At 54.2% G+C, this 24595-nt stretch carries 20 protein-coding genes and 1 pseudogene; 14 read left to right on the top strand and 7 right to left on the bottom strand.

What is annotated here, in order from left to right; translation table 11 throughout:
• Positions 1–42: 42 nt before the first annotated feature.
• The 7 genes and pseudogenes from aceE to HFD95_RS18850 all read left to right on the top strand — a co-directional run bounded on the left by aceE (position 43) and on the right by HFD95_RS18850 (position 8355).
• Positions 43–2709, top strand: a complete 2667-nt coding sequence (gene aceE / locus HFD95_RS18880; protein ID WP_010253944.1) for a pyruvate dehydrogenase (acetyl-transferring), homodimeric type — start codon at positions 43–45, stop codon at positions 2707–2709.
• Between the two features lie 14 nt (positions 2710–2723).
• Positions 2724–4619 (top strand): pyruvate dehydrogenase complex dihydrolipoyllysine-residue acetyltransferase, encoded by a 1896-nt coding sequence (aceF, locus tag HFD95_RS18875; protein ID WP_167430615.1) that lies wholly within the window; start codon positions 2724–2726, stop codon positions 4617–4619.
• A gap of 160 nt (positions 4620–4779) precedes the next feature.
• Entirely contained in the window at positions 4780–6204 is a 1425-nt protein-coding gene (gene lpdA, locus HFD95_RS18870) for a dihydrolipoyl dehydrogenase (RefSeq protein ID WP_010253950.1), read from the top strand.
• 182 nt (positions 6205–6386) lie between these two features.
• The gene (locus HFD95_RS18865) at positions 6387–6566 is read left to right on the top strand and encodes a type II toxin-antitoxin system HicA family toxin (RefSeq protein ID WP_167430614.1); all 180 of its coding nucleotides are present in this window, start codon (positions 6387–6389) and stop codon (positions 6564–6566) included.
• Between the two features lie 26 nt (positions 6567–6592).
• On the top strand, positions 6593–7018 hold the full coding sequence (locus tag HFD95_RS18860; protein ID WP_010253955.1) for a type II toxin-antitoxin system HicB family antitoxin: 426 nt from the start codon (positions 6593–6595) through the stop codon (positions 7016–7018).
• Positions 7019–7099: 81 nt separating this feature from the next.
• A pseudogene (locus HFD95_RS22190) lies at positions 7100–7189 on the top strand (CRISPR-associated protein Cas1); the annotation flags it as partial.
• 236 nt (positions 7190–7425) lie between these two features.
• Positions 7426–8355: an Rpn family recombination-promoting nuclease/putative transposase gene (locus HFD95_RS18850; RefSeq protein WP_033770970.1), complete on the top strand. Its 930-nt coding sequence runs from the start codon at positions 7426–7428 to the stop codon at positions 8353–8355.
• A gap of 428 nt (positions 8356–8783) precedes the next feature.
• Here the strand turns inward: HFD95_RS18850 and HFD95_RS18845 are convergent, their stop codons facing one another.
• Positions 8784–9683, bottom strand: a complete 900-nt coding sequence (locus HFD95_RS18845) for a LysR family transcriptional regulator (protein WP_167430613.1) — start codon at positions 9681–9683, stop codon at positions 8784–8786.
• Positions 9684–9788: 105 nt separating this feature from the next.
• On the opposite strand from HFD95_RS18845, the gene HFD95_RS18840 reads away from it, so the two are divergent.
• The 3 genes from HFD95_RS18840 to yacL all read left to right on the top strand — a co-directional run bounded on the left by HFD95_RS18840 (position 9789) and on the right by yacL (position 14017).
• Positions 9789–10298 (top strand): phenolic acid decarboxylase, encoded by a 510-nt coding sequence (locus tag HFD95_RS18840; protein ID WP_167430612.1) that lies wholly within the window; start codon positions 9789–9791, stop codon positions 10296–10298.
• 553 nt (positions 10299–10851) lie between these two features.
• A complete protein-coding gene (gene acnB, locus HFD95_RS18835) occupies positions 10852–13449 on the top strand; it encodes a bifunctional aconitate hydratase 2/2-methylisocitrate dehydratase (protein WP_111534800.1) in 2598 nt (865 codons plus the stop codon).
• 190 nt (positions 13450–13639) lie between these two features.
• Positions 13640–14017 (top strand): protein YacL, encoded by a 378-nt coding sequence (yacL, locus tag HFD95_RS18830; RefSeq protein ID WP_010253973.1) that lies wholly within the window; start codon positions 13640–13642, stop codon positions 14015–14017.
• Positions 14018–14372: 355 nt separating this feature from the next.
• Here yacL and HFD95_RS18820 read toward each other — a convergent pair whose 3' ends face one another.
• The 4 genes from HFD95_RS18820 to HFD95_RS18805 all read right to left on the bottom strand — a co-directional run bounded on the left by HFD95_RS18820 (position 14373) and on the right by HFD95_RS18805 (position 17994).
• The gene (locus tag HFD95_RS18820) at positions 14373–15665 is read right to left on the bottom strand and encodes a glycoside hydrolase family 28 protein (RefSeq protein WP_010671842.1); all 1293 of its coding nucleotides are present in this window, start codon (positions 15663–15665) and stop codon (positions 14373–14375) included.
• Positions 15666–15842: 177 nt separating this feature from the next.
• Positions 15843–16652 (bottom strand): adenosylmethionine decarboxylase, encoded by an 810-nt coding sequence (gene speD / locus HFD95_RS18815; protein ID WP_010253978.1) that lies wholly within the window; start codon positions 16650–16652, stop codon positions 15843–15845.
• Positions 16653–16680: 28 nt separating this feature from the next.
• Positions 16681–17544, bottom strand: coding sequence for a polyamine aminopropyltransferase (gene speE, locus HFD95_RS18810; RefSeq protein WP_045140769.1), 864 nt, complete (start codon positions 17542–17544; stop codon positions 16681–16683).
• A 102-nt stretch (positions 17545–17646) separates the two neighbouring features.
• Positions 17647–17994 (bottom strand): YacC family pilotin-like protein, encoded by a 348-nt coding sequence (locus HFD95_RS18805; protein ID WP_003854673.1) that lies wholly within the window; start codon positions 17992–17994, stop codon positions 17647–17649.
• A gap of 182 nt (positions 17995–18176) precedes the next feature.
• Between HFD95_RS18805 and cueO the strand changes: the two genes are divergently transcribed.
• Complete coding sequence (gene cueO / locus HFD95_RS18800; protein WP_167430611.1) at positions 18177–19775, top strand: multicopper oxidase CueO; 1599 nt, start codon at positions 18177–18179, stop codon at positions 19773–19775.
• On the opposite strand, the gene HFD95_RS18795 is transcribed toward cueO, so the two are convergent.
• Positions 19776–21059, bottom strand: a complete 1284-nt coding sequence (locus HFD95_RS18795; protein ID WP_010671844.1) for a cystathionine gamma-synthase family protein — start codon at positions 21057–21059, stop codon at positions 19776–19778.
• A gap of 235 nt (positions 21060–21294) precedes the next feature.
• Between HFD95_RS18795 and hpt the strand changes: the two genes are divergently transcribed.
• Positions 21295–21831 (top strand): hypoxanthine phosphoribosyltransferase, encoded by a 537-nt coding sequence (gene hpt, locus HFD95_RS18790; protein WP_010254010.1) that lies wholly within the window; start codon positions 21295–21297, stop codon positions 21829–21831.
• 80 nt (positions 21832–21911) lie between these two features.
• On the opposite strand, the gene can is transcribed toward hpt, so the two are convergent.
• Positions 21912–22568, bottom strand: coding sequence for a carbonate dehydratase (gene can, locus HFD95_RS18785; RefSeq protein ID WP_033756922.1), 657 nt, complete (start codon positions 22566–22568; stop codon positions 21912–21914).
• A gap of 108 nt (positions 22569–22676) precedes the next feature.
• On the opposite strand from can, the gene HFD95_RS18780 reads away from it, so the two are divergent.
• Positions 22677–23606, top strand: a complete 930-nt coding sequence (locus HFD95_RS18780) for an ABC transporter ATP-binding protein (RefSeq protein WP_010254017.1) — start codon at positions 22677–22679, stop codon at positions 23604–23606.
• Positions 23603–24373, top strand: coding sequence for an ABC transporter permease (locus HFD95_RS18775; protein WP_010254018.1), 771 nt, complete (start codon positions 23603–23605; stop codon positions 24371–24373). Before HFD95_RS18780 ends, HFD95_RS18775 begins: the two co-directional genes overlap by 4 nt.
• Positions 24374–24595: the final 222 nt, after the last annotated feature.

Below are 24595 nucleotides of genomic sequence, written 5' to 3'. Positions count from 1 at the left end.
CCCGATTATTCAACGTATTAGACACAGATAAGGAACACACCCATGTCAGAACGTTTACACAATGACGTGGATCCGATTGAAACTCGTGACTGGCTACAGGCGATCGAATCGGTCATCCGTGAAGAAGGTGTTGAACGTGCACAGTATCTGATTGATCAGGTACTGGGTGCAGCCCGCAAAGGCGGCGTAAACGTGGCTGCAGGATCTTCTGCAATCAGCAACTACATCAACTCTATTGCCGTTGAAGATGAACCCGATTATCCGGGCAATACCTCTCTTGAACGTCGTATCCGTTCCGCAATTCGCTGGAACGCCATCATGTCGGTGCTGCGCGCATCGAAGAAAGATCTGGAACTCGGCGGCCACATGTCCTCCTTCCAGTCTTCTGCGACGATTTATGAAGTGTGCTTCAACCACTTCTTCCGCGCGCGCAGTGAGAAGGATGGCGGCGATCTGGTCTATTTCCAGGGCCACATCTCTCCCGGCATCTATGCCCGTGCGTTCCTTGAAGGTCGTCTGACCGAAGACCAGATGAATAACTTCCGTCAGGAAGTTGACGGTAAAGGCCTCTCTTCTTATCCGCACCCGAAATTAATGCCGGAATTCTGGCAGTTCCCGACCGTATCAATGGGTCTGGGTCCGCTGTCGGCTATCTACCAGGCGAAGTTCCTGAAGTATCTGGAACACCGTGGCCTGAAAGATACCTCTGCTCAGACCGTTTACGCCTTCCTGGGTGACGGTGAGATGGATGAGCCAGAATCCAAAGGCGCGATCACCATCGCGACCCGTGAAAAACTGGATAACCTGGTCTTTATCATCAACTGCAACCTGCAGCGTCTGGATGGCCCGGTGACCGGTAATGGCAAGATCATCAACGAGCTGGAAGGCATCTTTGCCGGCGCTGGCTGGGAAGTGATCAAGGTCATCTGGGGCGGTCGCTGGGATGAGCTGCTGCGCAAAGATACCAGCGGCAAGCTGATTCAGCTGATGAACGAAACCGTCGACGGCGATTACCAGACCTTCAAATCCCGTGATGGTGCCTATGTGCGTGAGCACTTCTTTGGTAAATATCCGGAAACCGCCGCGCTGGTTAAAGATCTGTCCGATGATGAAATCTGGGCATTGAACCGTGGCGGCCACGATCCGAAGAAAATCTACGCGGCACTGAAAAAAGCGCAGGACACCAAAGGCAAGCCAGTACTGATCCTGGCGCATACCATCAAAGGTTATGGTATGGGCGACACCGCGGAAGGCAAAAACATTGCCCACCAGGTGAAGAAGATGAACATGGATGGCGTGCGCTATATCCGTGATCGCTTCAACGTGCCAGTCGCAGATGACAAAATTGAATCCCTGCCGTACGTGACCTTTGAAAAGGGCTCTGAAGAGCACACGTATCTGCACGGTCAGCGTGAGAAGTTAGGCGGCTACCTGCCAACACGTCAGCCGAAGTTCACTGAAAAGCTGGAAATGCCAGCACTCGAAGAGTTCAGTGCGCTGCTGGATGAGCAGAACAAAGAGATCTCAACCACCATCGCCTTTGTACGTGCCCTGAACGTGATGCTGAAGAACAAGTCGATCAAAGATCGCCTGGTTCCGATCCTCGCCGATGAAGCGCGTACCTTTGGTATGGAAGGTCTGTTCCGTCAGATTGGTATCTACAGCCCGAACGGTCAGCAGTACACCCCGCAGGACCGCGAGCAGGTTGCTTACTATAAAGAAGACGAGAAAGGCCAGATTCTGCAGGAAGGGATCAACGAGCTGGGCGCAGGTTCATCCTGGCTGGCTGCGGCGACCTCTTACAGCACCAACAACCTGCCGATGATCCCGTTCTACATCTATTACTCGATGTTCGGCTTCCAGCGTATCGGCGATCTGATGTGGCTGGCGGGCGACCAACAGGCGCGCGGCTTCCTGGTCGGCGGCACCTCAGGTCGTACTACCCTGAACGGCGAAGGTCTGCAGCATGAAGATGGTCACAGCCACATTCAGTCGCTGACTATCCCGAACTGTATCTCCTACGATCCTTCTTACGCCTATGAAGTGGCTGTCATCATGCATGACGGTCTGGTGCGTATGTATGGCGAAGCGCAGGAGAACGTTTACTACTACATCACCACGCTGAACGAAAACTACCATATGCCAGCAATGCCCGCTGGTGCAGAAGAGGGTATCCGTAAGGGTATCTACAAACTGGAAACGGTAGACGGCAGCAAAGGCAAAGTGCAGCTGCTGGGCTCAGGTTCTATCCTGCGTCATGTGCGTGAAGCTGCGCAGATCCTGGCGAAAGATTACGGTATCGGCTCTGATGTCTACAGCGTCACCTCGTTCACTGAACTGGCACGTGATGGCCAGGATTGTGAGCGCTGGAACATGCTGCATCCGACAGAAGAAGCGCGCGTACCTTACATCGCTCAGGTGATGAACGACGCACCTGCTGTCGCCTCAACCGACTACATGAAACTGTTCGCTGAGCAGGTTCGTAGCTATGTCCCGGCCAGCGATTATCGCGTACTGGGTACCGATGGCTTTGGTCGCTCTGACAGCCGTGAGAACCTGCGTCATCACTTTGAAGTTGATGCATCTTATGTGGTGGTTGCCGCGCTGGGTGAGCTGGCTAAACGCGGCGAGATCGAGAAGAAAGTGGTGGCCGATGCGATCACCCGATTCAATATCGATGCCGATAAAGTTAACCCGCGTCTGGCTTAAGAGGTAATAGAGTAATGGCTATCGAAATTAAGGTACCGGATATCGGGTCTGACGAAGTTGAAGTCACCGAGATTCTGGTGAAAGTTGGCGACAAGGTGGAAGCCGAGCAGTCGCTGATCACCGTGGAAGGCGACAAAGCCTCAATGGAAGTGCCGTCGCCGCAGGCTGGCGTAGTGAAAGAGATCAAAATCTCTACCGGTGACAAAGTTGAAACCGGCTCACTGATCATGGTGTTTGATGCTGAAGGCGCTGCGGAAGCAGCACCTGCCGCCGCCGAAGAGAAAAAAGCGGACGCGGCGCCAGCGCCAGCCGCTGCTGCGGCCAGCAAAGAAGTGGCTGTGCCGGATATCGGCGGTGACGAAGTTGAAGTCACTGAGATTCTGGTTAAGGTTGGCGACAAAGTCGAAGCCGAGCAGTCACTGATTGTGGTGGAAGGCGATAAAGCGTCGATGGAAGTCCCGGCTCCGTTCGCGGGTGTGGTCAAAGAGATCACTATTTCCACCGGCGACAAGGTCAGCACCGGTTCAGCCATCATGGTCTTTGAAGCAGAAGGCGCAGCACCGGCCTCTGACGCGAAGCCAGAAGTGAAAGAAGAAGCGGCATCGGCACCTGCCGCGGCTGCAGGCGCAAAAGACGTTAACGTCCCGGATATCGGCGGTGATGAAGTTGAAGTTACCGAGATCTTGGTCAAAGTTGGCGACAAAGTTGAAGCTGAGCAGTCACTGATTGTGGTTGAAGGCGACAAAGCCTCTATGGAAGTGCCTGCGCCGTTTGCAGGTACCGTCAAAGAGCTGAAAGTGGCGACCGGCGATAAAGTCAGCACCGGCTCACTGATCATGGTGTTCGAAGTCGAAGGTGCTGCTCCGGCTGCCCCTGCGGCCGCGAAACAGGAAGCCGCACCGGCCCCTGCTGCCAAATCTGACGCTAAAGCCGCGGCACCCGCTCCAGCTAAAGCGGATAGCAAAGGTGAGTTCGCAGAGAACGACGCTTACGTTCACGCTACCCCGGTGATCCGTCGCCTGGCGCGCGAGTTCGGTGTTAACCTGGCGAAAGTCAAAGGCACCGGCCGTAAAGGTCGCATTCTGAAAGAAGACGTGCAGACTTACGTGAAAGAGGCCGTGAAACGCGCTGAAGCGGCACCAGCTGCAGCCAGCGGCGGCGGTCTGCCAGGCATGCTGCCATGGCCGAAAGTTGATTTCAGTAAGTTTGGCGAAATCGAAGAAGTCGAACTGGGTCGTATCCAGAAAATTTCTGGCGCGAACCTGAGCCGTAACTGGGTAATGATCCCGCACGTTACGCATTTCGACAAAACCGATATCACCGATCTGGAAGCCTTCCGTAAGCAGCAGAATGCTGAAGCAGAGAAGCGTAAGCTGGATGTGAAGTACACCCCGGTGGTGTTCATCATGAAAGCGGTCGCGGCGGCGCTTGAGCAGATGCCACGCTTCAACAGCTCGCTGTCTGAAGATGCGCAGAAACTGACGCTGAAAAAATATATCAACATCGGTGTGGCGGTTGATACGCCAAATGGCCTGGTGGTTCCGGTCTTCAAAGACGTGAACAAGAAAGGCATCACCGAGCTGTCGCGTGAACTGATGGCGATTTCGAAGAAAGCGCGTGACGGTAAGCTGACAGCGGGCGACATGCAGGGCGGATGTTTCACCATCTCCAGCCTGGGCGGCCTGGGCACCACGCACTTCGCGCCGATCGTGAACGCGCCGGAAGTGGCTATCCTGGGTGTCTCTAAATCGGCGATGGAGCCGGTGTGGAATGGTAAAGAGTTTACTCCGCGTCTGATGATGCCGATTTCTCTCTCCTTCGACCACCGCGTAATCGACGGTGCTGATGGTGCACGATTCATCACCATCATCGGCAATATGTTGTCTGACATTCGTCGTTTAGTTATGTAAATGTAAAGAAGGCCGGCGGAAGCCGGCCTTCCTGTAACGATTCGTCGCGCCGCGGTTGGCAGTTTGTTAACAATTCTGTAAACTCTTGCGGTGAAAGTCCCGGTGGAACAAGGGCATTATAAGAAAGTCTGACCCGCCGGATATCAATTAAGAGGTCATGATGAGTACAGAGATTAAAACCCAGGTCGTAGTACTTGGGGCAGGTCCTGCAGGTTACTCTGCAGCCTTCCGTTGTGCGGATTTAGGTCTGGAAACCGTACTGGTAGAGCGTTACAGCACCCTGGGTGGTGTTTGTCTGAACGTCGGTTGTATCCCATCTAAAGCGCTGCTGCACGTTGCTAAAGTGATTGAAGAGGCGAAAGCCCTTGAAGAGCACGGCATTGTGTTTGGCCAGCCATCTACTGATATCAACAAGATTCGCAGCTGGAAAGAGAAGGTTATCAACCAGTTGACTGGCGGCCTGTCAGGAATGGCAAAAGGTCGTAAAGTCACCGTGGTTAACGGCCTTGGCAAATTCACCGGTGCTAACACCCTGGTGGTTGAAGGAGAAGGCGGCGCGACCACCATCAACTTCGATAATGCCATTATCGCTGCGGGTTCACGTCCAATCGAACTGCCATTCATTCCACATGAAGATCCACGCGTCTGGGACTCTACCGATGCGCTGGAACTGAAAGAAGTGCCGAAGCGCTTGCTGGTCATGGGCGGCGGCATCATCGGTCTGGAAATGGCGACGGTTTATCATGCGCTGGGTTCAGAGATTGATGTGGTTGAGATGTTCGACCAGGTTATCCCGGCTGCGGATAAAGACGTGGTGAAAGTCTTTACCAAGAAAATCAGCAAGAAATTTAACCTGATGCTGGAAACCAAAGTGACCGCCGTTGAAGCAAAAGACGATGGCATTTACGTTTCAATGGAAGGTAAAAAAGCACCAGGCGAAGCGCAGCGTTATGACGCGGTGCTGGTGGCGATCGGTCGTGTGCCGAACGGTAAAGGTCTGGATGCCGGTAAAGCGGGCGTGGAAGTGGACGATCGCGGCTTCATTCGCGTCGACAAGCAGATGCGCACCAACGTGCCACACATCTATGCTATCGGCGACATTGTCGGTCAGCCAATGCTGGCGCACAAAGGCGTGCACGAAGGCCACGTTGCGGCAGAAGTGATCTCCGGTCTGAAGCACTACTTCGATCCGAAAGTGATCCCTTCAATTGCCTATACTGAGCCAGAAGTTGCCTGGGTCGGTCTGACCGAGAAAGAAGCGAAAGAGAAGGGCATCAGCTACGAGACCTCCACCTTCCCGTGGGCAGCCTCAGGCCGTGCTATCGCTTCTGATTGTGCAGACGGTATGACCAAACTGATTTTCGACAAAGAGACGCACCGGATTATTGGTGGCGCGATTGTCGGTACTAACGGCGGCGAGCTGTTAGGCGAAATCGGTCTGGCGATTGAGATGGGTTGTGATGCGGAAGATATTGCGCTGACCATCCACGCTCACCCGACCCTGCATGAGTCAGTCGGTCTGGCGGCAGAAATCTTCGAAGGCAGCATCACCGATCTGCCTAACGCGAAAGCGAAGAAGAAATAAGTTTCTGCTACTAAAGAAGAAAGCTCCCGTTATGGGGGCTTTTTTTTCGCCTGGAGTTTGGTGCTGTATGGCAAGAATCGATTTGGGTTAAGACTAAAGGTAACCCCAATAACCCTGAAAGTGTTGCCTGTGAGAGTTATTAGAGTTATCGTGCTTTCATCGGGACGCGACAGGACACAGGGATGGATAGCAGCACGTTAATTTCCGAAATGAAGGCTGATGGCTGGATTCTGACAAGGATTAACGGTAGCCATCACCATTTCACACATCCGACAAAACCGGGGCTGGTTACAGTACCCCATCCTAAAAAAGACTTACCGATCGGTACGGTAAAGAGCATCAGGAAACAAGCGAGAATTTAATCCCGCTTGCCCGTAGAGGTATGAATATGTTTTATCCAATCGCGATTGAAGCGGGTGATCACGAACACGCATATGGCGTAATCGTTCCCGATTTACCAGGGTGTTTCTCTGCCGGGGATACTCTTGATGAAGCCATTAAAAACGCCAAAGAGGCTATCACAGGGCATATCGAATTATGTGTAGAGCTCGGTCATGAGATCCCTGCCGTGTCCACCATTGAGACTCTGGCCACGAATCCTGACTATCAGGGTTATATCTGGGCATTGGTTGATGTAGATGTCATTCGCTTGCTGGGCGGCTCTGAAAAAATCAATGTCACTTTACCCAGGTCGTTAATTGATCGGATTGATCGTTGTGTGGCTTCACACCCCGAATACAAAAGTCGCTCGGGCTTTCTGGCTCAGGTAGCGCTTGAGCGTATTACTGCTCCGATTAACAGGCCTCAAAAGTAAGTCCGCGCGATAGCTAAATTTATTGGTGGCAGAGGAATCAAAAGGCACCGTTTATGAGTTTTTACCCCTTAAGCCGTTGCTATGATCTTTCTCCCGTATGGTCAGGTTGATGTCTTTGATGATGCTTTTATCCAGATTGATAAAACCGGCGTAAGAATGCATATTCCGGTGAATCTGGATGGACTGCTGCTGATTCTCTTCCTGACTCTTACAAATCAGTGAGTTACTGATCTTTAAATACGTGAATTTAGTGGTGATTTTTTTTTGAGGGTAAAATCATCATATTTTACATCCACATACATTAAGAGTGTTCCCCGCTCTAGCGGGGATAAACCGCATTGATGATGGAGGTGGCCAGACATCTGGCCTGTGATCCCCTACGAATGTGAATATCAGAGTCAGGCCCGATGAAAAAAAAGAACAGCACTCCCACACCTCACGATGCCACTTTCCGGCAGTTTCTCTCACAGCCGGACATTGCCCGCGACTTCATGGAACTGCATCTGCCCGCCGAACTGCGCGCTATATGCGACCTCAGCACCCTGAAACTTGAATCCGGTTCGTTCGTTGAAGACGATCTTCGCCAGTATTTCAGCGATATCCTCTACAGCCTGAAGACCAGTAACGGGGATGGGTACATACACGTCCTGGTTGAGCATCAGTCTACGCCGGACAGGCATATGGCATTCAGGCTGATGCGATACGCTGTGGCGGCTATGCACCGCCACCTTGAAGCGGGCCATAAGCAGCTGCCGCTGGTTATACCGGTACTGTTCTATACCGGCAAACGCAGCCCTTATCCGTATTCAACACGCTGGCTCGACGAATTTGAAGACCCTTCGCTGGCGGAAAACCTCTATGGCAGCGCCTTTCCATTGGTGGATGTCACGGTGATCCCGGATGAGGAAATCATGGGGCACCGCAGCATGGCGGCGCTGACGCTGTTACAGAAGCACATACATCAGCGTGACATCGCGACTCTCACCGATCGGCTGGCCACGTTACTGATGGCCGATTATCTTTCTTCACCCCAGGTAACAGCGCTGATACACTATTTACTGCAGGCAGGCGAGTCGGCTGACTCCGAAGCCTTCGTGCGCGAACTGGCACAGCGAGTGCCGCAACACGGAGACGCACTTATGACCATCGCACAGCAGCTGGAGCAGAAGGGTATCGAGAAAGGTATTCAGCTTGGTGAACAGCGTGGAATCGAGAAAGGCCGAAATGAAGGCAAACTCGAGGTTGCCCGCACTATGCTGCAGAACGGCATCGACCGTAACACCGTCATGAAAATGACCGGTCTCTCAGAAGATGAACTTTCACAGATCCGTCACTGATTTTGATGTCAGAAAACGGCTCGGCAACGTAAAGCCCTGCACTACAGGGCTTAACAAATTTAATGAAACGCAGGCGCTGCTCATCAGTCAGTGCGCTGACACAGTCTCCCGGGTTAACTGACTATAATTACGAGCGTGCTTTTCTGCCATTCCCGAAACTCATCACAAAGCAATTCGACTGTTATGACAAAATTACCGGGTCTCCTGGCTTAAACATCAGGATAGGTGGCGCTCCTGGGAGGAAGCGAAGAGGGCTGCAGATCAGCAGGGCATAACCTTCCTGGATGCTAAAATTCAGGGTTCGGCTAAGGTCTGGCTTATCCCTTTCACTGTTTCCAGTAAACCCGATAAAACACAATATGGGATGCTGGACGGTGGCACTCTGACAGTCAAATTCTCAGAAGATTAGGCAGCAAGCTAACCTTCATCTAACCACGCATCTCCCATGCAGCCACCCGTTCAATAAACATCTGTGCCAGTGCAGCAATGGCGCTGTTGCCGGGCAGTCTTTCTTCATTGATATACATCACCAGCGAACTACTGCGTCGGCGGCCCTGTAACAGCGGCAGGGAACGGAGCTCACCGCTCTCTAACTGCGCGGTGATATTCTGTTCCGGCAGCCAGCCATAACCTAACTGATGCTGGACCGCTTCAATGGCTGCCGACAGCGTCGTAAATGACCAGTTCTCCGCCTGATCGCCATTGACCTCCGACTGCTGCTGTTGCTGACGATCCAGAATGGTAATGCAGGGCCAGCGTGCCAGCGTAGCAGCATTAAGCGGGGCGGATTCGCGGTGCAGCGGGTGGTCGCGATGGGCGACGGCGACGAAATCGACACTCATCAGGCTTTCGCCTGCTAACGGCGTGTCGCCATATTGTGCCACCAGCCAGAGATCAGCCTGATTTTCCGCCAGTCTGTCAGGCGTTTCGCTTCGGACGATTTCGCTAAACCAGATGCGGACATGCGGATAGCGTTGCTGAAAGGTCTGAAGCACATCGAATAGTAAGGGTTTGGGCAGAGTCGCATCTACCATCAGATCGATGCGTGAACGCTCGCCGCGTTGCAGTGCACTGGCCTGCGCCTCAAGCGCGCCGAATCCCTCCAGTAGCGGACGCACCTGCGCGAGCAACTGATGTCCCTCTGCACTCAGGACAGCGCGGCGGCCCTCCTGCTGAAGCAGGGTCAAACCCAGCCGCTGCTGTAACAGGCTCAGCTGATAACTCAGTGAGGACTGGCTGCGATTGTTCTTCTCCGCTGCCAGCGCAAAACTCCCCTCATTCACTACTGCGTCGAGCAGATACCACTGTTCGAGTGTTGTCTTGTACATACTCACTCATCTAAAAATTAAATGATTTAGTGCTAAAAATAGCGTTATTCATCGGTTTTGTAACGCGCAATAATCTCCGCAAGGAAAACAAATGAGGAATTAACCATGAGCACTTTCGATAAACATGACCTGTCTGGCATCGTCGGCAAACATCTGGTTTACACCTATGACAACGGCTGGAATTACGAGCTCTACATTAAAAATGCCAGCACCATCGACTATCGCATTCACAGCGGTATGGTCGGTAATCGCTGGGTTAAAAATCAGCATGTCTATGTCGTTCGTCTGGCGCAGGATGTCTATAAAGTTTCCTGGACTGAACCAACCGGTACCGATGTCAGCCTGGCCGTTAATCTGGCTGATAAAATTTTCCACGGCACCATCTTCTTCCCGCGCTGGGTAATGAATAATCCGGAAAAAACCGTCTGCTTCCAGAATGATCATCTGGAAGAGATGGCAAAATTCCGCGAAGCGGGTCCGGCTTATCCAACCGAAGTGATTGATGAGTTCGCGACGCTGACCGTAATCCGTGATGTGGGTGAAAATAACGAAAACGTGATCGACTGTCCGCCTGACCAGTTGCCCGCCAATTTTCCGGAAAATCTGAAAAATTAAGCATGCACAGAAGAGGTCATGACGACCTCTTCTGAATAGCAGTTTCTGTCTTGTAGCTTCTGACGTGTAACTTGCGAGGATGAAAAAGAGATTTACCGACCAGGGTTTTATCAGTAGTAATCAGCACGACGGATTCAGTGTCAGTTGCATCAGGCTGATTTCCGGCCTGGTGTTGTTATCCTTCTGAGCTCACCTCCGCTGTATCCCATAAACACGCCGGCTTCTATTCCTGCCAGTTATCTATTTCCCTGAATCACTTCGCTAAAGCCACGGCAAAACTGACATAAACCTGCAGCCATTTGTGTGGAATGCGGTACGCTGCAGAGAGACCCATTCAGCCGACTCAGCTGGCTGATGCAAGGAGTTGAGCGGGCAGAATGGCCGTAGTGGATTATGTTGTATTTTTGTAAACAGATTAACAAACAGACGAAATACTGCTATTCTGCCCTCCGCTAAACCGGGCACCTCAACCTGGACGAGAAAGGGAAGATTGTTCTCCATAAGTGAGCAAGGTGGTCGGAAAGCCCTACATAATGAGAGCGAGGATAACGTCGTGCTAGAAGAATACCGTAAGCACGTTGCCGAGCGTGCTGCCCAGGGAATTGTACCTAAGCCTTTAGAGGCTTCCCAAATGGCCGCGCTGGTTGAACTGCTAAAAAATCCACCTGCGGGTGAAGAAGAATTTTTGATCGATTTATTGGTCAACCGCGTCCCACCTGGCGTCGATGAAGCGGCGTATGTCAAAGCCGGTTTCCTGGCGGCTGTCGCCAAAGGCGAAGCAACCTCTCCTCTGATATCTCCTGAAAAAGCGGTTGAACTGCTTGGCACCATGCAGGGCGGTTACAATATTCATCCGCTGATTGAGGCGCTGGACGATAGCAAACTGGCTCCGATTGCCGCGAAAGCCCTTTCACACACGCTGCTGATGTTCGACAACTTCTATGATGTCGAAGAGAAAGCGAAAGCGGGTAATGAATACGCGAAGCAGGTGATGCAATCCTGGGCAGATGCGGAATGGTATCTGTCACGGCCTGAACTGGCAGAGAAGATCACGGTTACCGTGTTTAAAGTCACTGGCGAAACCAACACCGACGATCTCTCTCCGGCCCAGGATGCCTGGTCACGTCCAGACATTCCTCTGCACGCCCTGGCGATGCTGAAAAATGCCCGTGAAGGCATTGAGCCTGATGACGCGGGCAATATCGGCCCGATCAAACAGATTGAAGCTCTGAAGACCAAAGGCTTCCCGCTGGCGTATGTCGGTGATGTTGTCGGAACCGGTTCTTCACGTAAATCCGCCACCAACTCGGTGCTGTGGTTTATGGGCGATGACATCCCGAACGTGCCAAATAAAAAAGGCGGCGGCGTGGTGCTGGGCAGCAAAATTGCACCCATCTTCTTCAACACCATGGAAGATGCGGGCGCACTGCCCATTGAAGTGGACGTAAACAACCTGAACATGGGTGATGTGATCGACATCTATCCATTCAAAGGCGAAGTCCGCAACCACGAAACCAATGAGCTGCTGGCCAGCTTTGAGCTCAAAACCGAAGTAGTGATTGACGAAGTGCGCGCCGGTGGCCGTATTCCGTTGATCATTGGTCGCGGCCTGACCACCAAAGCGCGAGAGTCGCTGGGTCTGCCGCACAGCACCGTATTCCGTCAGGCGAAAGATGTCGCGGAGAGCACACGTGGTTTCTCGCTGGCGCAGAAAATGGTTGGCCGCGCCTGTGGCGTGACCGGCGTTCGTCCGGGTGCCTATTGCGAACCTAAAATGACGTCGGTTGGCTCGCAGGATACCACCGGCCCGATGACCCGTGACGAGCTGAAAGATCTGGCTTGCCTGGGCTTCTCGACCGATCTGGTGATGCAGTCGTTCTGTCACACCGCCGCGTATCCGAAGCCGGTGGATGTGAGCACGCACCATACGCTGCCAGACTTCATCATGAACCGCGGTGGTGTGTCACTGCGTCCGGGTGACGGCATTATCCACAGCTGGCTGAACCGTATGCTGCTGCCGGATACCGTTGGTACCGGTGGTGACTCGCACACCCGTTTCCCTATCGGCATCTCTTTCCCGGCCGGTTCAGGCCTGGTGGCGTTTGCCGCCGCGACTGGCGTTATGCCGCTCGACATGCCGGAATCGGTTCTGGTGCGCTTCAAAGGTAAGATGGAGCCGGGCATTACCCTGCGCGATCTGGTTCACGCCATTCCGCTGTATGCCATCAAACAGGGTCTGCTGACCGTTGAGAAGAAAGGTAAGAAAAACATCTTCTCTGGTCGCATCCTGGAGATTGAAGGTCTGCCGGATCTGAAAGTCGAGCAGGCGTTTGAGCTGTCCGATGCGTCAGCAGAACGTTCCGCTGCGGGCTGTACCATCAAGCTGGATAAAGCGCCGATTATCGAATACCTCAGCTCCAACATCGTGCTGCTGAAGTGGATGATCGCAGAAGGCTACGGCGATCGTCGTACGCTGGAGCGTCGCATTGAAGGTATGGAGAAATGGCTGGCCGATCCTCAGTTGCTTGAGCCGGATGCCGATGCTGAATATGCCGCCGTGATCGAAATCGATCTGGCTGAAATCAAAGAGCCAATCCTCTGTGCGCCAAACGATCCGGACGATGCACGTCTGCTCTCTGACGTTCAGGGTGAGAAGATCGACGAAGTGTTTATCGGCTCATGCATGACCAACATTGGTCACTTCCGTGCTGCGGGTAAACTGCTGGATAGCCACAAAGGCCAGCTGCCAACCCGTCTGTGGGTGGCACCGCCAACCAAGATGGATGCGGCACAGCTGACCGAAGAAGGCTACTACAGCGTATTCGGCAAAAGCGGTGCGCGTATCGAGATCCCAGGCTGTTCACTCTGCATGGGTAACCAGGCACGTGTTGCAGATGGTTCGACGGTGGTCTCTACCTCGACCCGTAACTTCCCGAACCGTCTGGGTAACGGCGCTAACGTCTACCTGGCATCAGCGGAGCTGGCTGCGGTCGCGTCTCTGCTTGGCAAACTGCCAACGCCGGATGAGTATCAGCAATTCATGGCGCAGGTCGATAAAACGGCCAGCGACACGTATCGCTATCTCAACTTCGACCAGCTGACGCAGTACACCGACAAAGCTGATGGTGTGATTTTCCAGACCGCGGTCTGATTCTTCACCTTGCAGGCATTAATAAGGGGCGATGATTCGCCCCTTTTTTTCGTCTCAGCATGGGGTAAAGAGACGATCAAAAGCTGGCTTTCGGCAGACAGCCTGTAATAATGCGCGACGTGTCACACTTTGCCGCGAGAGCAGCACGGACACTTACCAGGTGAGACGACGACGTTGAGAGGAACGGGCGATGGAATATGAATTTTTACGCGATGTGACCGGACAGATTAAGGTTCGCATGTCGATGGATCATGAAGCGGTCGGCCACTGGTTCAACGAAGAGGTCAAAAACGATCCGGGATTGCTGGATGAAGTTGAAGCCGCCATTGAAGATGTCAAAGGCAGCGTACGTCAGTGGCAGCGGATCGGCAGCGAGTACACCATTCTGCTGGATGAAGAGGAGGTGATGATCCGCGCCAACCTGCTGGCTCTGGAAGATGACGGTATGGAAGAGGGGATGAACTACTATGACGAAGAGAGCCTCTCATTCTGCGGCATTGAAGATTTTCAGCTGGTGATCGCTGCTTATCGCCAGTTTATGAACCAGTACGGCAAACCCGTACGGTAAGACAGTAAGGCAATCCTTTACGGTTATAAGGCCGGGCGAACTCAGCAGCCCGGCTGCGCATCATGCCGATCATCGCCGATGTGGTGGCTACATACTGAATGCGTCCCATAGCCGTTCGGCTGCCCAGAAGCCCAATACTGTCGCCAGCCCCACCGGGGCGTAAAATAATTTACAGCGGCCACATGCAGTTGCCATAAGCGTGTGCGGGCGTTCAGAACCAGCTTCCCCAGCAGCGCGGGATTACGCTGGCGCTGACCTCCGCCTGAACAGAACGCGCCGTGTTGCTCTGACCTGATCAGCAGGACGAGAGCAGCACCGCGCGTTTATTTTTATCTCTCGCCGTTAAAACGCGCCGTTAACGCGCGTAGGTATCATTTTCTTCACGCGTAATCGCGGGTGCGTCCACCGTAACCCGTTCAAACCTCAGATTATTTACGCCCGCTATTTTGCCAAACTCCTGCGCCTGCAGCGTGATATCGCTGAAACTCAGCTGCTCAATCGGATTTTCCGGCGTGCCTTCAATAAAGAAGGCGCGGGAAAAGGTCGTGGGCTGAGTCAGGCTGCTGCTGATATGGCTGATGCGGATATTCTCTACTCTCGTCAGCCCGGCATCGCCCGTGACGCCCGCGGCCAGCTTACGCCAGTAGGATGGCTGTTCTGTGTCGGCAGGCTGCTCGCTGTAGCTGTATTGCGGGAACCAGTTCAGCTGCAGCATAAACGGATAGCCGACATCTTCCATTATCAGATGGCGAACAATGATGTTTTTAATCCAGCCGCCGCGATTGCGGGCTGACTTGATGCGGAAGCCGACGCCGGTGCCGGAGAAGCGGTTATGTTCGATGATGACATTTTCGATACCGCCAGAGGTTTCGCTGCCCAGGGTGATGCCCGAGCCTTTCAGCAATGTGCAGTCGCGAATAATAATATCGCGCGCGGTTCTGGCCAGCTGTTGCGCTTCTGCGCCGCGCCCCGATTTTACGCAGATATTGTCGTCATTACAGGAGACCGTACAGCCCTCAACGCGAACTAACTGACTGGAGTCGATATCAATACCGTCAGTGCTGGGGCCGGTGGCGTTCATCACATTGAGTCTCTGCAAATTCACCTGTTTCGAGTAACAGACGTGCAGGTTCCAGAAGCCGGAATCCTTTGAGGTAAAGTCCTGCAGCGTCACGCATTCGCTCTGATAAACCACCAGATTACGCGGGCGCCTGCAGTCGTAATCCACCACCCAGCGCAGCCCGCGGCGGGTATAGTCCGCCAGCATTCCGCTGTTTTCATCGTCGCCCCAGAACTTATGCCACCAGACCGCGCCCTGGCCATCGAGAGTGCCGCTGCCGCAGACGGTGACATTGCGACACTGATTGATGTTAAGCATTGCTGTGGGCCAGACCATATCAATCCCCGCCACGCGGGTAGCGATTTCCGGATAATCCTCCAGCTGCTGGCTGCCGAGCAATACGGCATCTTTTGCCAGCTCCAGCGTCATCTTACTTTTCAAAAACAGCGCGCCAGTCAGAAAGCGGCCTGCCGGGATTAGCACCGTGTCGCCTTCTGCTGCGCTGTCGATCGCGCGCTGTATCGCCTGAGTGGAAAGTGAGGTGGCGTCCGGGACGGCATCGAAATCAATGATGTTAATTCTTGCCATTTTTTTTGCCTGTCGTGGATTAAGAAATAAGCGTTCAGCGCTGAAAGTAGCACGCCCGGACAGGAAAATTATTGCTGGCGATCAGGGAATTCCGGCGGTTGCCGTGATGAAAAAGCAGGGGGAACAAGAGGGAAGGAGACGCGCAGGTTATGAGCTATAACGCTGCGCGCCTGATAATCAGAGGGTCTTCAGGCCCACTGAGGGGATATTTCTGCCGTAGTAGATCTCACGCATCTCTTTCCAGAGCAGATCGGTAATGCGCTTGTGCTCCTGCGGAGTGAGATCTTCCGGGCGGGTGTTAAACAGGTAGTGTTTAAGGTCGAACTCTTTCAGCAACATCTTGGTATGGAAGATGTTTTCCTGATAGACATTCACATCCACCATGTCATACATCGCTTTCATATCTTCAGACATGAAGTTCTGAATCGAATTGATCTCGTGATCGATGAAGTGCTTCATCCCTTTCACGTCACGGGTAAAACCGCGCACCCGGTAATCGACGGTGACAATATCGGACTCCAGCTGGTGGATCAGATAGTTCAGCGCTTTCAGGGGCGAAATGACGCCACAGGTTGAGACTTCAATGTCTGCACGGAAGGTGCACAGACCGCCTGCCGGATGGCTCTCCGGATAGGTGTGCACGCAGATATGACTTTTATCGAGATGAGCCACCACCGAGTTGGGCAGCGGACCGGGGTGCTCTGAGTTATCGATATCTTTCGGATCGATCGGCTCTTCGCTGACCAGAATCGTGACGCTGGCCCCCTGCGGTTCATAATCCTGGCGCGCAATGTTGAGCACGTTAGCCCCGATAATGGAGCAGGTCTCAGTCAGAATTTCCGTCAGACGGTTAGCGTTATATTGTTCGTCAATGTAGGCGATGTAACCATCGCGTTCAGCTTCAGTATTCGCATAGCAAATATCGTAAATACAAAAACTCAGGCTTTTCGTCAGGTTGTTGAAGCCATGTAGTTTTAGCTTTTGCAATTTCGTTCACCCCCTTAGAAATGCACTATCAGCACGCGGCGGATAACGCATTCAACAGATATTGCGGCAGGGCAAAGCTGCCGGTATGGATTGCTGGCGTGTAATAACGGCAGGTCAGGCCAGCGGCCTCGAAACGCGCCTTTAAAGTCGCGGTGTCGAGCTGGCGCAGCGCCGGATTATCACTCGCCCAGGCAAAGGTCATAATGCCGCCGTAGTAGGTCGGAATCGCCGCCTGATAGAAACTGACGTCCGCAAAGTAATGTCCCAGCTTACGATGGCTGTTAACGGCCTCATCCTGTTGCAGGAAGCAGACGCCATTCTGCGCCACAAAGATGCCATTTTCATTAAGGGCCGCTTTGCACCCGGCATAAAATTCCGAGGTAAACAGACTCTCGCCCGGACCAATCGGATCGGTGCAGTCGGAGATAATGACATCAAACTTTTCCTGCGTCTGATTAACGAAGTTCACCCCGTCATCAATCACCAGCGTAAAGCGCGGATCGTCATAGGCACCCGCGCTGTGGTTCGGCAGATACTGGCGACAAAAGGTCACCACGCCCGCATCGATCTCCACCATGGTAATCTTTTCGATCTCTGGATGACGTGACACTTCACGCAGCATTGCGCCGTCACCGCCACCGATAATCAGAACGCTCTTCGCCGCGCCGTGCGCCAGCAGCGGAACGTGGGTCATCATTTCATGGTAGATAAATTCGTCGCGTTCGGTGGTCTGAACGACGCCGTCCAGCGCCATTACGCGGCCCATCGCGGCATTTTCGAAAATGATTAAATCCTGATGCGCAGTCTTCTCACGGTACAGCTCTTTATCAACCGTGAAATACTGGCCAAAACCGGCATGAAGGGTTTCATACCACGTTTCATTGTGGGCCATGGTGCTCTCCTCTGATGACATCGCCATGAAGATGGGCGGCATATGATAGCTAACACTGACCGTGGTTGCACGGTCAATGTCCGGCTGCAGAGGGAAGAATCGTTACCTGACGTAGGCCAGCAGGCTCAGCGAATCGCGGGCCAGTGACTTGCACTTTTTGTCGTTGGTGATGGCGATGCCGCTGAGATCGCGATAGCTATCTTCACCCAGCGCTTTCATGTTGTAGTTGCTGTAGTTGCTTAAATCCCAGCGGTTCTGCTGAGCAAAAAAGACCAGCGCTTTGCGAATCTGCGCGTCCGGTAAATCCTGATAGCCACAATCATTTTTCAGATAGACGAAAACCGCCGTGAGATCGGCCAGATCTTCCGCTTCGGATTCGCTCAGGGCAAAACTGGTGGAGGAGAAGCCAAGGAGTCCCGTCAGCAGCAGGATCCTGATACTTTGCTTCATAGTCGTTCTCTTCAATGGATATTGCTAATGACGTTAGCACAGTTGCTCTCAGGTTTTCGATTAATTTGCCGCTGTGGGCTGCTGCACCGCCTTTTTTTCGTCAGATTCGCACGGTCAGGACTTGACCTTCCCATAAGGTCAGGGTTTAGGCTGTGCGCTCTGATGCCACAAGGATGATCACCATGCAACGTCGCCATTTCCTGAAACTCACTGCCGCACTGAGTGCAGCCGGAGCATTACCGCTCTGGAGCCGTTCGCTGATGGCAGCCACCCGTCCGCTGCTGCCGATTCCGTCTCTGCTGGAACCCGATGCCAGGGGCAGCTACAGCCTCACCGCGATGCAGGGTACCACCCAGTGGAACGGCAAAGCGGTGCCGACCTGGGGCTATAACGGCAGCCTGCTGGGGCCGGTGCTGAAGATGCAGAGTGGCAAACCGGTGACGGTGAACATCCATAACCGGCTCAGCGAAGCGACCACACTGCACTGGCACGGGCTGGAAATCCCTGGTGCAGTGGATGGCGGCCCGCAGGCGGTGATTGCGCCTGGCGGCTCGCGTCAGGTCTCTTTTACGCCCGATCAGCCCGCCGCAACCTGCTGGTATCACCCGCATCTGCATGGCAAAACCGGGCATCAGGTGGCTCAGGGGCTGGCGGGACTGATCCTGCTGGAAGATAAAGAGAGCGGAACGCTGCGATTGCCCTCGCAGTGGGGTGTGGATGATGTGCCGCTGATTTTTCAGGATAAGCAACTGACCAAAGATGGCAGCCGCATTGATTATCAGCTCGACGTGATGCGCGCCGCGGTGGGCTGGTTTGGCAACATGATGCTGACCAACGGCGTGCACTATCCGCAGCATGCGGTGCCGCGTGGCTGGCTGCGTCTGCGCCTGCTCAACGGCTGCAATGCCCGTTCGCTGCATGTTGCCGCCAGCGATCGCCGACCGCTCTATGTGATCGCCAGCGATGGTGGCCTGCTGGCTGAGCCGGTAAAGCTCGACTCGCTGCCGATCCTGCCGGGCGAGCGTTTCGAGGTGATGATCGATACTTCTGACGGTAAGAGCTTCGATCTGGTGACGCTGCCGACAGAGCAGATGGGCATGACGCTGCCGCCGTTTGACCAGCCGCTGCCGCTGGTGCAGATCCTGCCGCTGCGGGTGATGGCCAGCGCCACGCTGCCGGATCAGCTGGCGACGCTGCCACCAGCGCTACCCTCAACCGACGGCCTGACGACACGCTGGCTGCAGCTGATGATGGACCCGCAGCTGGACCAGCAGGGCATGCAGGCGCTGATGCAGCGCTACGGCGAGAAAGCGATGGGCAAGGGCGGTCATCACACGATGCCGGAAAAAACGGCTGCCGAGCCGATGCCACCAATGGAAAATATGGAAAACATGGATCACAGCATGCACGGCAATACGCCGTCCGCCGGTTACGATTTCCGCAACGGCAATAAGATTAATGGCCAGGCCTTTGATATGACGAAGCCGTCGTTTGCGGTGAAGCTGGGTGATTACGAGAAGTGGACGATTTCAGGTGAAGGCGACGCGATGCTGCACCCGTTCCACATTCACGGCACCCAGTTTCGTATTCTTTCAGAAAACGGCAAACCGCCAGCCCCGCACCGGCAGGGCTGGAAGGATATGGTGAATGTCGACGGCTGGCGCAGTGAAGTGCTGGTACGCTTCAACTATGTCGCCGCCGCAGAACACGCTTACATGGCCCATTGCCATCTGCTAGAGCATGAAGACACCGGCATGATGCTGGGTTTTACCGTCAGCTGATTACGCCTGCTCCAGCGCCAGCTTCACATCTTCAATCAGGTCGCCGGCGTTTTCGATGCCAATCGACAGCCGCACCGTGGCGTCAGTGATCCCAATACGCTGACGCACCGCCTGCGGCACGCCGGAGTGGGTGGTGCTGCCAGGATGGCTGGCCAGCGACTCGGTCCCGCCCAGGCTTACCGCCTGCTTAAACAGCGACAGCGCATTAAGAAAACGGAACGCAGCGGGCTGATCGCCTACGATATCAAATGAGAAGGTCGAACCGGCACCGCTGCACTGCTCGCGATAGGTTTTCCCTTCGGCGCTCTCCGCATCCAGATAGGGCAGCCAGTGCAGCTTCGCCACTTTAGGGTGATCGCGCAGAAACGCCGCGACCGCTTCCGCATTCTGCCAGGCTTTCTCCATGCGTAGCGACAGCGTTTCCAGCGAGCGGCTGAGCATCCAGCTGGAGTGTGGATCCAGCTGCGTGCCGATTGCGCTGCGCAGGGCGCGCACTTTCGCCATCAGCGCTTTACTGCCCATCGCCGCGCCTGCAATCAGGTCAGAGTGACCGCCAACATACTTGGTCAGCGAGTAGAGCGACAGATCAGCGCCCAGCGTCAGCGGCTGCTGGAACAGCGGGCCGAGCAGCGTGTTGTCACAGGCGATAATCGGTCGTGAACCCTGCTGCTGATCAATCTCATCAGCGATACGCGCCATCAGACGGATATTGACCAGGCTGTTGGTGGGATTCGCTGGCGTTTCAATCAGGATCACCGCTACCCGGCCCTGGGCCATCGCCTGCTGAGCGGCTTCACGCACTTTGACTTCATCATTGCCGTCGCTGAAACCCACCGCTTTGATGTCCAGATTGTGCAGCGTCTTGCTAAGCAGGGTTTCGGTGCCGCCATACAGCGGCTGGGAATGCAGGATCACCTCGCCCGGACGGGCAAACGTCAGCAGGGCAGTGGAGATGGCGGCCATACCGGAAGAGAAGAGCGAACAGCTCTCCGCCTGCTCATAGACCGCCAGCCGATCTTCTACAATTTCGCTGTTAGGGTGGTTAAAGCGGGAATAGACCAGCCCACCCGATTTGCCTTCCGGCGGCTCACGTCGGCCAGAGACGTAATCAAAGAAATCCCGTCCCTCTTCGGCGCTGTCAAAGACAAAGGTTGATGTCAGAAACACCGGCGGCTTCACCGCACCCTCAGAGAGGCGGGGATCATAGCCATAGTTCAGCATCTGGGTTTCAGGGTGCAGCGGCCTGTCGCCGATATGCGTTTTTTTGCTTGAAGATGAAGTCATTGTGATCTCCGGCCAGCGGCGCGAGTAGGGTAACGATCTGTTGGATAAAGGCTACCATGCAGCGAATCATGCTGGTAAATGCCAGAATGTTCTAAGGTAATGCGCATTTCAGCGAGCCGCAGGCGGCGGGTAATAATTTTCGCGACGTAATCGTTTGCTTATGGGGCCGCGCAGCCGTCGCTGCTGCGTCTGTGATAGACTCCGGGGCTTTTCTGACGTAACCGGGCTGAACGCAATGAAACACACTGTTGAAGTGATGATCCCTGAACAGGCAATCGCCACGCGCATCGCTGAACTGGGCAAAGAGATTAACGACCACTACCGCGACAGCGGCAGCGATATGGTGCTGGTGGGGCTGCTGCGCGGCTCCTTTATGTTCATGGCTGATCTCTGTCGCGCCATCGATGTGCCGCATGAAGTCGACTTTATGACGGCTTCCAGTTACGGCAGCGGGATGTCCAGCACGCGTGATGTGAAAATCCTGAAAGATCTGGATGAAGACATTCGTGGCAAGGATGTGCTGATCGTCGAAGATATCATCGACTCCGGCAACACCCTGAGCAAAGTGCGTGAGATTCTGCAACTGCGTCAGCCAAAATCCCTGGCGATCTGTACGCTGCTGGATAAGCCAGAGCGCCGTGAAGTCGAAGTGAACGTCGAATATGTCGGCTTTGCGATTCCGGATGAGTTCGTGGTGGGCTTTGGTATCGACTATGCTCAGCACTATCGCCATCTGCCTTATATTGGCAAAGTGGTGCCGCTGGAATCCTGATACCGCTCTACCGCACATTCTTCCAAGGCCTGCACCTGTTGCCTGGTGTAGGCTATGCCGCGCTTTACGCTGCGATCGGCTCAGGCCTCGCCGTTCTTCCGCAGATTTGCAATGCCGTGGCGGTAGCGCTGTTCGAGGATCTCCCGGCTGTTTGCCGTCACATCAAGGTTACGCAGACAGCCGTCCTGAATGCCGTATACCCAGCCGTGCAGGGAGACATCCTTTCCGCGTTTCCAGGCAGATTGCAGTACGGTGGAGTGCCCCAGGTTATAGACTTGTTCAATAACGTTGATTTCGCACAGTTTGTCCAGGCGCTTATCCGGCGGGAGTTCCCCCAGCAACACGCTATGCTTGTACCAGAGGTCGCGGATGTGCAGCAGCCAGTTGTCGATTAATCCCAGTTCCGGGTTATCCATCGCCGCCTGCACGCCGCCGCAGCCGTAATGGCCGCAGACGATAACGTGTTCCACTTCCAGCACTTCGATAGCGTACTGCACCACGGACAGACAGTTCAGGTCGGTGTGGATTACCAGATTGGCCACGTTGCGGTGAACGAAGAGTTCGCCGGGTTCGAGCCCGGTCAGACGTTCGGCAGGAACCCGGCTGTCAGAACAGCCAATCCACAGGAAGCGCGGTTTTTGTGCCTGGGCGAGCCGCTCAAAAAAGCTGGGATCTTCTTCAACCAGTAATTTTGACCATTTGCGGTTGTTTCTGATCAGGGTGTTGATGTCTGTCATGGTGTTGAGCGACCGGTTACTGCGCAGAGTGCGCGCGCGTACTATATGACAGGGCCTGATAAATTTAAACGGCATTGCAATGCCATCAAAACAGGGTATGGATGCAGAATGACTTATGCACTGGAACTTTCCCGGCTGACCAAGACCTATCCCGGCGGCGTGCAGGCGCTGAAGGGCATCGATCTTAACGTTGAAGCGGGTGACTTTTATGCGCTGCTGGGGCCAAACGGTGCCGGTAAATCGACCACCATCGGAATTATCAGTTCGCTGGTTAACAAATCCGAGGGCAGCGTGCGGGTGTTTGGCTACGATCTCGAAAAAGATGTGGTGAATGCCAAGCGCCAGCTCGGCCTGGTGCCGCAGGAGTTTAACTTCAACCCGTTTGAGACGGTGATGCAAATCGTCGTTAATCAGGCGGGTTACTACGGCGTTGAACGTCGTGAAGCCAATGAGCGGGCAGAAAAGTATCTGAAGCAGCTCGATCTGTGGGGAAAACGCGCTGAACGTGCACGCATGCTTTCCGGCGGAATGAAGCGTCGCCTGATGATCGCCCGTGCGCTGATGCATGAGCCTAAGCTGCTGATTCTGGATGAACCGACAGCCGGGGTCGATATCGAACTGCGACGCTCGATGTGGGTATTCCTGAAAGATCTCAATGCCAAAGGCACGACCATTATTCTCACTACCCACTATCTGGAAGAGGCGGAGATGCTGTGCCGCAACATCGGCATCATCCAGAGCGGTGAGCTGGTGGAGAACACCTCAATGAAAGGGCTGCTCTCCAAGCTCAAATCAGAAACCTTTATCCTGGATCTGGCACCCCGCAGTCCGCTGCCCACGCTGGAAGGGTTCCAGTACCGGCTGACCGATACCTCAACGCTCGAAGTGGAAGTGCTGCGTGAGCAGGGGCTCAACAGCGTCTTCAGCCAGCTTAGCGCGCAGGGTGTGCAGGTGCTGAGTATGCGTAATAAAGCCAACCGTCTTGAAGAGCTGTTTGTGGGTCTGACGACGCAGGGAAAAACAGGAGCAAAAGCATGACACATCTCTACTGGGTGGCGCTGAAGAGCATCTGGGCCAAAGAGGTTAACCGTTTCGCCCGCATCTGGATCCAGACGCTGGTGCCGCCGGTCATCACTATGACGCTCTATTTCATCATTTTTGGCAACCTGATCGGGTCGCGCATCGGTGAAATGCACGGCTTCAGCTATATGCAGTTCATCGTGCCGGGATTGATCATGATGGCGGTCATCACTAACGCCTATGCCAACGTGGCGTCGTCGTTCTTCAGCGCCAAGTTCCAGCGCAACATTGAAGAGCTGCTGGTCGCGCCGGTGCCGACCCACATCATTATTGCCGGCTATGTTGGCGGCGGCGTGGCGCGTGGTGTCTGCGTGGGTATTCTGGTGACGGCCATCTCGCTGTTCTTTGTGCCGTTCCACGTGCATTCCTGGACGATGGTGGCGGTCACGCTGCTGCTGACCGCGATTCTGTTTTCACTGGCAGGTCTGCTGAACGCTGTCTTTGCGCGCACCTTTGACGATATCAGCCTGATCCCGACCTTTGTGCTGACGCCACTGACTTATCTGGGCGGCGTATTCTATTCACTGAGTTTGCTGCCGCCGATCTGGCAGGCTGTTTCTAAACTTAATCCAATCGTTTATATGATTAGCGGATTCCGTTATGGCTTCCTCGGCATTAATGATGTGCCGCTGGTGTTTACCCTCTCGGTGCTGGTGGCCTTTATTCTGGTGTTCTACTGGCTGGTCTATGCGCTGATACAGCGCGGACGCGGATTACGCACCTGACGTTAAGCTGAATGGTAAGGGCCACGCTGCGATAAGGGCGTGGCTTTTTTTTGGGTGGAGAGCAAATCACGCTGACTACGGTTCTGCCTGGCCTTAAAAATCACCTTAAAACCCGCCTCATTCGTTATATTTTGTCTCTGAAGCCGCCTGACGCCTCGCTTACACCCTTGCTCACAAAAAATAACCCTAAGTATTATCTGATAATACTCTGACATCTTTCGC

It is taken from the genome of Pantoea sp. EKM10T (assembly GCF_011800685.1).
Taxonomy (GTDB): domain Bacteria; phylum Pseudomonadota; class Gammaproteobacteria; order Enterobacterales; family Enterobacteriaceae; genus Pantoea; species Pantoea agglomerans.
Note: the sequence above shows the minus strand (reverse complement) of the source record. Positions and strands in the feature narration are given on the sequence as shown.

Bases quoted from the DNA above. Each gene is read 5' to 3' on its own strand.
- lpdA (WP_010253950.1), top strand. From the start codon at position 4,780: ATGAGTACAGAGATTAAAACCCAGGTCGTAGTACTTGGGGCAGGTCCT.
- HFD95_RS18775 (WP_010254018.1), top strand. From the start codon at position 23,603: ATGACACATCTCTACTGGGTGGCGCTGAAGAGCATCTGGGCCAAAGAG.
- HFD95_RS18805 (WP_003854673.1), bottom strand. From the start codon at position 17,994: ATGAAGCAAAGTATCAGGATCCTGCTGCTGACGGGACTCCTTGGCTTC.
- HFD95_RS18860 (WP_010253955.1), top strand. From the start codon at position 6,593: ATGTTTTATCCAATCGCGATTGAAGCGGGTGATCACGAACACGCATAT.
- HFD95_RS18820 (WP_010671842.1), bottom strand. From the start codon at position 15,665: ATGGCAAGAATTAACATCATTGATTTCGATGCCGTCCCGGACGCCACC.
- can (WP_033756922.1), bottom strand. From the start codon at position 22,568: ATGACAGACATCAACACCCTGATCAGAAACAACCGCAAATGGTCAAAA.
- HFD95_RS18795 (WP_010671844.1), bottom strand. From the start codon at position 21,059: ATGACTTCATCTTCAAGCAAAAAAACGCATATCGGCGACAGGCCGCTG.
- HFD95_RS18865 (WP_167430614.1), top strand. From the start codon at position 6,387: ATGGATAGCAGCACGTTAATTTCCGAAATGAAGGCTGATGGCTGGATT.
- HFD95_RS18845 (WP_167430613.1), bottom strand. From the start codon at position 9,683: ATGTACAAGACAACACTCGAACAGTGGTATCTGCTCGACGCAGTAGTG.
- HFD95_RS18840 (WP_167430612.1), top strand. From the start codon at position 9,789: ATGAGCACTTTCGATAAACATGACCTGTCTGGCATCGTCGGCAAACAT.
- aceF (WP_167430615.1), top strand. From the start codon at position 2,724: ATGGCTATCGAAATTAAGGTACCGGATATCGGGTCTGACGAAGTTGAA.
- HFD95_RS18850 (WP_033770970.1), top strand. From the start codon at position 7,426: ATGAAAAAAAAGAACAGCACTCCCACACCTCACGATGCCACTTTCCGG.
- yacL (WP_010253973.1), top strand. From the start codon at position 13,640: ATGGAATATGAATTTTTACGCGATGTGACCGGACAGATTAAGGTTCGC.
- cueO (WP_167430611.1), top strand. From the start codon at position 18,177: ATGCAACGTCGCCATTTCCTGAAACTCACTGCCGCACTGAGTGCAGCC.
- speE (WP_045140769.1), bottom strand. From the start codon at position 17,544: ATGGCCCACAATGAAACGTGGTATGAAACCCTTCATGCCGGTTTTGGC.
- aceE (WP_010253944.1), top strand. From the start codon at position 43: ATGTCAGAACGTTTACACAATGACGTGGATCCGATTGAAACTCGTGAC.
- hpt (WP_010254010.1), top strand. From the start codon at position 21,295: ATGAAACACACTGTTGAAGTGATGATCCCTGAACAGGCAATCGCCACG.
- HFD95_RS18780 (WP_010254017.1), top strand. From the start codon at position 22,677: ATGACTTATGCACTGGAACTTTCCCGGCTGACCAAGACCTATCCCGGC.